Here is a 10,802-nt window from a genome sequence, read left to right as displayed (position 1 = left end):
AATGTGAGCTCCTTTACGAATGATGCCGGCTATTTAACCTCAGAGCAAGATGGAGATCCTACAAATGAACTTCAGGTCCTAACAATCAGCAATGATACGATTTACCTTAGTAATGGCGGATTTGTAGAATTGCCCGCAGGCTTTGATGGTCAGTATTCGAGCTTGACAGGAGCGCCAACAAATGTGAGCTCCTTTACGAATGATGCCGGCTATTTAACCTCAGAGCAAGATGGAGATCCTACAAATGAACTTCAGGTCCTAACAATCAGCAATGATACGATTTACCTTAGTAATGGCGGATTTGTAGAATTGCCTGGTATGCCGGCTGGCTCAAATGTTGGTGATATGCGTTACTGGGATGGATCTGAATGGGTTGAAATACCAATTGGTCAGCCCGGACAGGTACTTCAGATTAATTCAAATGGAGTTCCAGCCTGGTTAGGAGCTGGTTATGCCAGTGTTAGCACAATATCGGCTACGAGTACGAGTCCGATCGATGCTACTTTCAACGGTGAAGTTACTTCAAACAATGGTTCGCCCGTTACCGATTACGGTTTTTGTTGGAGTGTAAATCCTCAACCTACATTATCTGATAGTTTTCAGAGTGTAGGAACTGGTACAGGGAGTTTTTCTCTCAATCTCTCTAATCTAAATGGTGGTCAAACATACTATGTTCGTGCTTATGCTACGAATGGAGCAGGAACGAATTATGGCAATGAAGTATCCTTTACAATGGCATCGGCTTACAGTATTGGAAGTACTGGCCCTGCGGGCGGAATTGTCTTTTATGATAAAGGATCTTACAGCAATGGCTGGAGATATTTGGAATCATCAACAACTGATCAAAGTACAAATGTACAGTGGGGTTGTAGCGGAACTAATCTTCCTGGTGCCTCTGGGTCAGGATACGGAGACGGAGCTCAAAACACTCAGGATATAGTTTCGGGGTGTGGTGGAACAATTGCCGCTTCAATAGCAAATAACTTGAATCTCAATGGCTATAGTGATTGGTTCTTACCAAGCCGTAATTCATTGAGCCTAATGTATCAAAACCTCTATCAAAATGGATTGGGCAATTTTGCGATTGATACTTACTGGAGTTCTACTGAAGCTTCCAGTATAAGTGGTTACGCTTACAATTTTTACAGTGGTGGAGTTGTTGTAAATAATAAAGTTACCAATTACAGGGTTAGAGCTATAAGGCGCTTTTAATACTCTCTTAACCTAATAAACTAAGCTGGCCAGTCATTTCCGACTGGCCTTTTTTTTGAAAAACAAAAAAAGTTAAGCGTCAACAATTTGTACGGAAATTGTGCGTATTGAATAAAAATCAAACTGCACATGAGTTCATTCAAAAAAATCCTCTCGGTACTGCTCTTAACAGTTCTATTTGTTATTCTCTTTTACGATCGTGATTGGGGTCTCAACATGTACATCTTTCAGTTGATGTTACTTTCACTTCCGCTATTTTCAGGCGGAATTAACTGGCGCAATAACAATCAAAAAACACTACTCATCACTTCGTTTTTAATGAGCACAGCCGCTTTTGTCAACCACTCCGTAATTGTTTTTTTAGTGAGTTGGTTAAGTGTGGGGCTTTTCGCTGCATCGCTCTCAACTGCAAAGTCAGTCAGCATGTATTTTATTATTCCGCCTGCGATATTTGCCCCGTTTGAAGGAGTATATCGTTTTGTCGTTTCGGTCAGAGCCGAACTGGCCGGTCGTGGATTCCCGGTCAAAAAGATATGGCGAATGGCCATCTACACAGGTCCGGCAGTGATTATCGTTCTTTTTCTTGCTATGTATTCCAATGCCAATCCGGCATTTGGCAAATACACAGCATCCATGTTTTCGTCAATTCTCAATTTCATCGAGTTGTCATTAGATTTACTCGACTGGATGATCATCGGTTTGTCCATTCTCGGATTTTTGCTTTCAGTTGCATTCTTGTATTCCCGAATTCCGAATAAATTCATTGAACTCAGCATTTCCAATAACGGATTACTGAACAGGCAAAAGTCCTCATCTAACTCGAAAAAACATCTTTCTGCCGCGGTAAGGCAAGAAAATAAAACGGGTGTCTTTTTGCTGGTGGTTCTGAATGTGATGCTGCTGATACTTTTGACGTTAGAGGTGAAAGACGTCTGGTTCGGGTTCGATTACAACGGAGTTTTTCTCAAAGAGTTTGTCCATGAAGGAATGTACATTCTCATCCTTTCGATTTTCATCTCGATGGGAATTGTGTTGTTCTACTTCAGGGGAAATCAAAATTTCTTTAGCGGCTCCAAGTGGCTCAGGAGGTTGACTTACTTGTGGATTGGGCTGAATGCCATTTTGGTACTCTCAGTTGCGATCAGGAACTTTTGGTATATCAAATATTTTGCCCTGGCTTACAAGCGAATAGGGTTGATGTTTTTCCTCGTGGCAACACTAATCGGGTTGTGGAGTATTTACAAAAAGGTAAAGGGCGTTAAGAATACGCATTACCTGTTGACGGTGAATAGCTTATCAGTTTACATGGTGCTTTGCCTGATGGCTGTTTTCAACTGGGATGTGATCATTGCAAAATACAATTTTGGTCAGAGCCGTGCGATGGTCGAGCTGTCGTACATGAGCCAGCTCAGCGACAAATCGCTGCCTTATTTGGTTCAGACCGAAGAACGCCTTGAAAAAATGCAGGATTTGCAAAAAGAGCAATTGAGCATATCCTCGTCAACTTTTGCGCGTAACTTTGATACTCCGTCCGACTACAACAATGAGATTGACGAGCGTGTTAGCTGGTTCAAAAACGACTGGAAAAACAAAGACTGGTTGGAGTGGAATCCTGCACAATACAACGCATTTAAAAAAATAGCGGAGCGGGATTAATAGTCTCCTCTGCCAAAATCACCTTCACCTTTTCCTTTTTCGAGGTCCTCATTTTTGAGTCGGTAAGTGAGTGAGAGCGTGAAAGTACGTGGTCTCCATTGTCCTTCACTTTCTATTACAAAACCATCTCCAATTGTTGTTCCACGGTATTTGCGTGAGTTGAATACATCGCGAATATTGAAGTTCACTGCAAATTTATCATCGAAGAACGAGCGACTCACACCTGCTGTTAGGTACGTGATATTTTTGCGAATTCCCTGAGCTGTAACGGTTGCAGCACGGTGATTAGCTCTTAGTTGAACTTTAATATCACCCGGAGTTGTAATTTGGGTATTCAACTGTGATTGCCAGGTTGTAAACTCTCTATTGCCATTTTCAATCACGTTAGATGCATCGAGACGGCTGCCGTAGTAGTTGACAGATCCACCAACGCGCCACCATTCAAATGGGCGGTACATTCCGGTGAGTTCTAAACCAAAATTTTCCTGTTGGGTCACGTTTTGCGGTCGCGATATTGTTACACCATCTTCAATTGTTGAAACGCGCTGAATAACACCGGTTGAATGGCGGTAGTAAGTTGATATGTTGAGGTTTCCTTTTTGCTTAAAAAATAGATAAGTAGCTTCGAGAGAGTTCGTATACTCAGGGTTGAGTTTTGGATTACCGCTCCTGAAATAGAGTGGATTTGTATAATTGAAAAATGGGTTCAGATCCCAAAAGCCTGGTCTGTTAATTCTGCGACTGTAACTCAATTGAACAGTGTTAACCTTATCGAGCTCATAAGACAACGATAGAGTAGGGAATGGATTGATGTAATCCCGCTTGATGTCATCATTCGTTTGTTCCTGTACAACGTTAATCACAGACCACTCTGCACGTAAACCTGCTGCAATGCCAAATTTCCCCCATTTGTTGGAGTACATACCATAAGCTGCGTGAATTTGTTCATCGTAGAGGAAGTCGTTTGAAAAGCGTGGCAGGCGCTCGTAAGAATCTGATGCAGGATCAAAATCTTCCACGAAATAATTTGTGTTGATTACACGCCAGCTACTTTTGACACCAAATTCAACTTTACCGTTTTCACTGAAAGGATGAACGTAGTCAGATTGAAAAACAAAGTTATCTTGTTGCTCAAGGTTATAGGTGTTTTGAAGGGTGAAAAGGCTATCGACTTCATTTCCTGATGGACCGTAAAACCGCTGTTCAGCTTCGGTATCCTCAATTTCGTCTCCGGTATTGTAATCCAAACTGGTTACCCATTCGCGTTTTTCTTCGGGGAAAGTGCGTCTGTGCTCAAAGGTTAGGTCGTAATTTTCCTCATCTTCAATTTCGTCATTTTCCCGCAAGCTAGTTGAACGCAAGCGGAAAGGATCAAATGTCCTGTAATCTACGTCACTTGTGTTGTTCCCATGCGAAGTGCTGTAAACGCCATCAAAACTGAATTCGTTGTATTCGCCCGGACTCCATTGTACGCCACCCATGATGTTGTGGCTCTGACCACTACGCATTCCCTGATCATCCTGTAAAACCGTAACGGCCGTATCGTTTTCGAGTGTTTGCCGCCTTTGCTCTGAGTAGCGTGGTCTCGCCCTGTCTCGAAAGCTGTAATTTCCCGAAAAAGACCAGTCGCCTCGTTTGTGAGTCAAACTGGCAGAAGCATTGTATCCCCACGGGTAACGAGCTCCTCCAGTGAACACCGCGTTAGTTCCCATTTCTTTGTCCTTTTTGAGAATAATATTGATAATTCCGGCCATTCCCTCAGCATCGTAACGGGCACTTGGGTTTGTGATAACTTCTACTCGTTCAACCATATCGCTGGCGAGCATCCGCAAAGCATCCTGACTACTCACACCAACGAGTCCACTCTGTTTGCCGTTGATCAAAATGCGCACATTGCTGTTTCCGCGCAAACTCACCGATCCGTCATTGTCAACCGTAACACTGGGCACGTTTTCCAAAATATCAGATGCCGAGCCGCCCTGTGAGGTGATATCCTGACTCACCTCAAATGTCTTTTTCTCCATGGTCAGAGCCATTTCACTCCGTTCGGCTTCAACAACAGCTTCCTGAAGTGTCTCTGCTTTTTGGCTGATTTCGATCGGATCCATTTTTACGACATTTCCGCTTACTGTGAATGGTTCAGAATATGTTTTTCCATAGCCCATGAATTCCACAAGAACCACAAACTTTCCATCACTCAACTCGATTTTGTATTCACCGTTTTGATCGGTTATTGTTCCGTCCTGGAAAACAGAATCGGGAAGTGAGATGACAGACACCGAGGCAAATTGGATTGCTTTTTTAGATTTGCCTTCAACGATTGAACCCGCTACACCGTTGTCGATCGATTTCTTTTGGTTCTGACCGAAAGAAGTGATTGAGCCGGTGAGGAATAGCAGAGATAAAAATGTGGATATAATGTATTTTGTCATAAAAAATTGCTGGGGTCAATGAAACGGTACTTCGTTTACAATGGTTCAAATTTGAGCAAAAATAGTGTCTATACATGCAATCTTGATCTATTTTGAAAACTTTAACGTTTTGTGAAAAACTGGATAAACCTCTTTTGCATAAAAACGCACGAATTGACTACTTTTACGAAATTTCCCAGAGATATTTAGTGATTAGAGGATATGGCAGCAGAAACGAGTTATACTGAAGATAATATACGCTCGCTCGATTGGAAAGAGCACATTAGGATGCGTCCCGGGATGTACATCGGGAAGTTGGGTGATGGTAACGCGAGCGATGATGGTATTTACATTCTTTTAAAAGAGATTATCGACAACTCGATTGATGAATTTGTGATGGGCAATGGGAAAACGATTGACATTACGATCAAGGATGGAGTTGTCAAAATACGGGATTACGGTCGCGGTATTCCGCTCACGAAAGTGATTGATTGTGTATCCAAAATAAACACTGGTGGTAAGTACGATACAAGGGCTTTTAAGAAGTCTGTAGGGCTAAATGGTGTTGGTACCAAAGCAGTAAATGCACTTTCTCAGTTTTTCAGAATTGAATCGATAAGAGAAGGGAAAATCAAGTTAGCTGAATTTGAGCGTGGAGAGCTCAAGGTAGATGCTGAAATAGAGGAAAGCTCAAAACGAAAAGGCACTAAGATCACTTTTGTTCCGGATGAAGAGGTTTTTAAGAATTTCCGCTACAAGATGCAGCACGTTGAAGAGTTGCTGTGGCACTATGCGTACCTCAATCGCGGACTAACCATTAATTTCAACGGGAATAAGATCAAGAGTGATAACGGATTGCGCGATCTGTTAGAGCAAAAACTCTCAGATGAACCATTGTATCCAATCATCCACCTCGAAGATGAAGATGTTGAAATTGCGATCACGCATACTCAGGCTTACGGTGAGGATTACTACTCATTTGTGAATGGACAATACACCCCACAGGGCGGAACGCACCAAATTGCTTTTAAGGAAGCATATATCAAAACAATCCGCGATCACTTCAACAAGAATTACGAAACGGTTGATATCAGATCAGGAATTGTGGCTGCTGTGAGTGTGAAAGTATTGGAGCCGGTTTTTGAATCGCAAACCAAGACGAAACTCGGCTCAAATGAAGTGGGACCAGAAGGGCCTACCATGCGTTCGTTCCTAAATGAATTCATCGGGACACAGCTCGATAACTTTTTGCACCGTGAAACAGAAACGGAACAGGCTGTTTTAAAGCGTATTCAGCAGGCAGAACGGGAGCGTAAAGATCTTGCCGGAATCAAAAAACTGGCCAAGGAGAGAGCTAAAAAGGCGAGTCTGCACAACAAGAAACTACGCGACTGCAAAGTACACTACAATACCAAGCACGAGCTCAAGGATCAAACTACCTTGTTCATAACGGAGGGTGACTCTGCATCGGGTTCCATTACGAAAGCGCGCCAGGTGAAAACACAGGCTGTTTTCTCACTGAAAGGAAAACCGTTGAACTCGTTCGGACTAACCAAAAAAATCGTTTACGAAAACGAAGAGTTCAATTTGCTACAAGCGGCTCTGAATATTGAAGATGGAATTGAAAATTTACGTTACAACAATATTGTATTAGCTACCGATGCCGATGTAGATGGAATGCATATTCGCCTCTTGTTGATCACGTTCTTTTTGCAGTTTTTCCCTGATTTAGTGAAAAACGGTCACCTCTACGTGTTGGAGACTCCGCTTTTCAGGGTTCGGAATAAGCAAAAAACTTTTTACTGCTATTCTGACGAGGAAAAAAATGACGCTATTAAAGAACTGAGAGGTAAACCGGAAATTACACGATTCAAAGGGTTGGGTGAAATCAGCCCTGATGAGTTTGCCAATTTCATCAGAGAGGATATTCGCCTGGAGCCTGTGATCATAGGGAAAGATACACCCGTTAGCAATCTGTTGCAGTTCTACATGGGCAAGAATACACCAGACAGACAAAAATTTATTATCAATAACCTAAGAGTAGAAGAAGTATTAGAAGAAAATCAAGTGTAAATTTAACATGCATTTATATGTTTCAAAAACACCTCGAACTAATAGTTTTTTTGATTTTGACAGGTTTCATATTTGTATTTTATCAAAGGTTGTTACAAACGGTTATTCCAAGACTAAAGATCATTCACTTTTTTAGAGATTCAAATGATAGATCTAAAATACGTATAAATTTCATTTCTAATTTATTCAACAGTAAACTCACAATGAATTTTAATCCATGTTACTTTGCTACCCTGATTAAATAAAATAAAAACGGATTTGCCATTTATCAGATAAATAAACAACTCTCAACTTTTTAAGATAAAAAATGAGCGAGGACATCGACAAAAACGAAGAGAACGAAGAAAGAGACGAAGAACTGGAACAGGAAGCGGCCGAAGCTGAAGAGCTCGATAAAGTCATTCAGGTTTCGGGGATGTATGAGGACTGGTTTTTAGATTACGCCTCGTATGTAATTCTCGAACGTGCCGTTCCGCATATCAATGACGGACTCAAACCCGTGCAGCGCAGGATTTTACACTCCATGCGTGAGATGGAGGACGGGCGTTACAACAAAGTAGCAAACATCGTGGGGAATACAATGAAGTATCACCCCCACGGTGATGCTTCTATTACCGATGCGCTCGTTGGCATGGGACAAAAAGATCTCCTCATCGATACGCAGGGTAACTGGGGGAATGTCCTCACTGGCGACAGTGCAGCAGCTCCGCGTTACATCGAGTCACGTCTCACAAAATTCGCGCTCGAAGTTGCGTTTAACCCCAAAACAACCAATTGGTCTAACTCCTATGACGGTCGGAACCGTGAGCCGGTTACCTTACCAATGAAATTCCCGCTACTCCTCGCACAGGGCGTGGAAGGGATCGCAGTTGGTATGTCATGTCGTATTTTGCCTCACAACTTCATCGAGCTTATCGATTGTTCAATAAAATACCTGCAAGGCAAACGATTCACACTCTATCCCGATTTCCCTCAAGGCGGAATGGCCGATTTCACAAACTACAATGACGGTCTGCGTGGCGGTCGTGTTAGGGTCAGAGCCAAAATCGAAATCGAGGATAAAAAGACACTGAAGATCACAGAAATTCCTTTCGGAACCACAACAGGATCGTTGATCGACAACATCCTCAAAGCAAACGACAAAGGAAAAATCAAGATCAAGCGAATAGAGGATAACACGGCCGAGGAAGTCGATATCCTCATTCACCTTCCATCAGGTGCGTCACCGGATAAGATGGTTGATGCGCTTTACGCGTTTACAGACTGTGAAATGAGTATCGCGCCAAACACATCGGTTATTCAGGACGACAAGCCGCGATTTGTTGGCGTTACAGATGTCCTCAAAGAATCAACCGATGCAACGGTTGAACTCCTCAAGCGTGAACTCGAAATAGAACTGGGTGAATTGCAGGAAAAATGGCATTTCTCCTCGCTCGAAAAAATCTTTATCGAAAACAAAATCTACGTTGAGTTTGACGGCAAAACGTATGAAGAGGCAATGGAAGTAACTCATGAGTTGCTCAAGCCACACGTAAAACACCTCGTTCGCGAAGTTACCGATGATGACGTGCAAAAACTCATGGAAATCCGCATGCGCAGGATCACTAAGCACGACTCTGAAAAAGCCGATACGTATATCGCTTCACTCGAAGATGATATTGCACGTGTAAAAGATCATCTCGCTAACCTGATCGAATTTTCTATCAATTACTTCAGGAATCTGAAGAAGAAGCACGGTAAAGGAATGGAACGCAAAACCGAAATCCGTGAATTCGAAAATATCGAAGCGAGCAAAGTAGCTGTTGCCAATGTGAAGCTCTACGCGAACTACAAAGAAGGTTTCGTGGGGCATGGTCTCAAACGCGGTGAAGGCGAGCTCGTTGCCGAGTGTTCTGACATTGATGATATCATCGCAATCCGTGAAGATGGTAAAATGATGGTGGCTAAAATCACCGATAAATATTTCATGGGTAAAAACCTACTGTACGTTGGTGTTTGGAAACGTGGCGATACACGCACAACGTACAACATGATTTATAAGGATGGTGCTACCGGACCGGCTCGTGTGAAGCGATTCAACGTGAAGTCGATCACGAGAGAACGCGAATATGACCTCACGAAAGGCACTGCTAAAAGTAAGGTTCTATACCTCACGGTGAACCCGAATGGTGAAGCAGAAACGGTTCAAATCGTACATCGCAATACGGGTAAAATCCGCAAACTCAAGTTTGACTTTGATTTCTCTGAACAGGATATCAAGGGTAGAGGAGCAGGCGGAAATATTCTCACCAAGCATCCGATCAACAAAATCGTTCTCAAAGAGGAAGGTGTTTCCACACTGGCTGCGCGTAAAATTTGGTTTGATGAATCTGTTAAACGTCTCAACACTGACGGACGAGGAGAGTTGCTCGGTAAGTTTAAGGGAGATGATAAGATTCTGCAAATCACGCAGAGCGGTCATTACAAACTCACTAGCTTCGACTTGAGTACAAAATTTGAAGAAGATTTCATCATCCTGGAAAAATGGAATCCGGAGAAACCGGTGACAGCAATTTACTGGGATGGTGAAAAAGAACAGTTCAATGTAAAGCGTTTCCAGGTTGAAGATACCGATAGAAAAACACTTTTCATCACAGAACATCCCGATTCATACCTGGAACTGGCTACGACAGACTGGCGTCCGCAGATCAACATTGCTTACGACCAGCGCAGTGCCTCACGCGAAGATGAACAGGTTATTCTGGACGAGTTTATCGCTGTGAAAGGACTCAAAGCAATGGGGAACAGGCTTACACCTCACAAGGTGAAAACGATCGACTTGTTAGATTCTTTGCCTTACGAAGAGGAGGTGGAGTCTGAACCGGAAATCGAATTGCCGTCACGCGAGCAAAAAGAGGAAAGCGGAAGTGATTCCAACGACTCTGATAGTGATGATGATGACGGCCCGAGTCAGGGAACTTTGTTTTAGAGATGTTTATGGTCAAGCCCCGTTCCATTCGTCACGAGCTTATAGTGCTGACCGCAAGCGTCAGTAGTTGTAAGTTTGAGGTCAAAGGTATAGGCCAAGGCCGAGAGCGTTCTAATCTTGTTTTTGGTGTTAATGAATGTTTAAGTTGTTAAAGGAGCTAAGTGTCGTGTAGACCTGACAGGTTTTGGAAACCTGTCAGGTCTTGGGAAAAAGGTCAAGGGGGTGTATCAAAAAGCATTTATGAGATATAAAAAAGCCCTGGTTTGCAGCTTGTAATCCTGTATTTACAGCTATTTCATTTTCTTAAGAAGCTTTTTAAAACCGAAAAATCTTTCATTTTTCGGTTTTGATACACCCCCGAATTCACATAACTCTGGGCTTCAGCCCAGAGTATAGTGCATGAGAGTCACCAACGAGTGCTGTAAGCACGGCCCACAGAAAAGTAAAAAACATTAGACATCTAAAACGTGAACCGTACCTAC

The 10,802-nt window shown here is 42.7% G+C and carries 5 protein-coding genes; 4 read left to right on the top strand and 1 reads right to left on the bottom strand.

Translation table 11 applies throughout. The features are described 5' to 3' along the window. Both RI557_RS10715 and RI557_RS10710 read left to right on the top strand, forming a co-directional pair. Positions 1–1,212 (top strand): DUF1566 domain-containing protein (locus RI557_RS10715; protein WP_310683714.1); only part of this gene is annotated, 1,212 nt, incomplete at its 5' end. A 129-nt stretch (positions 1,213–1,341) separates the two neighbouring features. Next, positions 1,342–2,868, top strand: coding sequence for a DUF4173 domain-containing protein (locus RI557_RS10710; RefSeq protein ID WP_310683712.1), 1,527 nt, complete (start codon positions 1,342–1,344; stop codon positions 2,866–2,868). Here RI557_RS10710 and RI557_RS10705 read toward each other — a convergent pair. After that, positions 2,865–5,300 (bottom strand): TonB-dependent receptor domain-containing protein, encoded by a 2,436-nt coding sequence (locus tag RI557_RS10705; RefSeq protein ID WP_310683710.1) that lies wholly within the window; start codon positions 5,298–5,300, stop codon positions 2,865–2,867. The genes RI557_RS10710 and RI557_RS10705 overlap by 4 nt on opposite strands. A 201-nt stretch (positions 5,301–5,501) precedes the next feature. On the opposite strand from RI557_RS10705, the gene RI557_RS10700 reads away from it, so the two are divergent. Then, complete coding sequence (locus tag RI557_RS10700) at positions 5,502–7,352, top strand: DNA topoisomerase IV subunit B (RefSeq protein ID WP_310668643.1); 1,851 nt, start codon at positions 5,502–5,504, stop codon at positions 7,350–7,352. Between the two features lie 307 nt (positions 7,353–7,659). Then, positions 7,660–10,320 (top strand): DNA gyrase/topoisomerase IV subunit A, encoded by a 2,661-nt coding sequence (locus tag RI557_RS10695; RefSeq protein ID WP_310683708.1) that lies wholly within the window; start codon positions 7,660–7,662, stop codon positions 10,318–10,320. The last annotated feature ends 482 nt before the right edge of the window (positions 10,321–10,802 follow it).

Source organism: Salibacter sp., assembly GCF_031581065.1.
Taxonomy (GTDB): domain Bacteria; phylum Bacteroidota; class Bacteroidia; order Flavobacteriales_G; family Salibacteraceae; genus Salibacter.
Note: the sequence above shows the minus strand (reverse complement) of the source record. Positions and strands in the feature narration are given on the sequence as shown.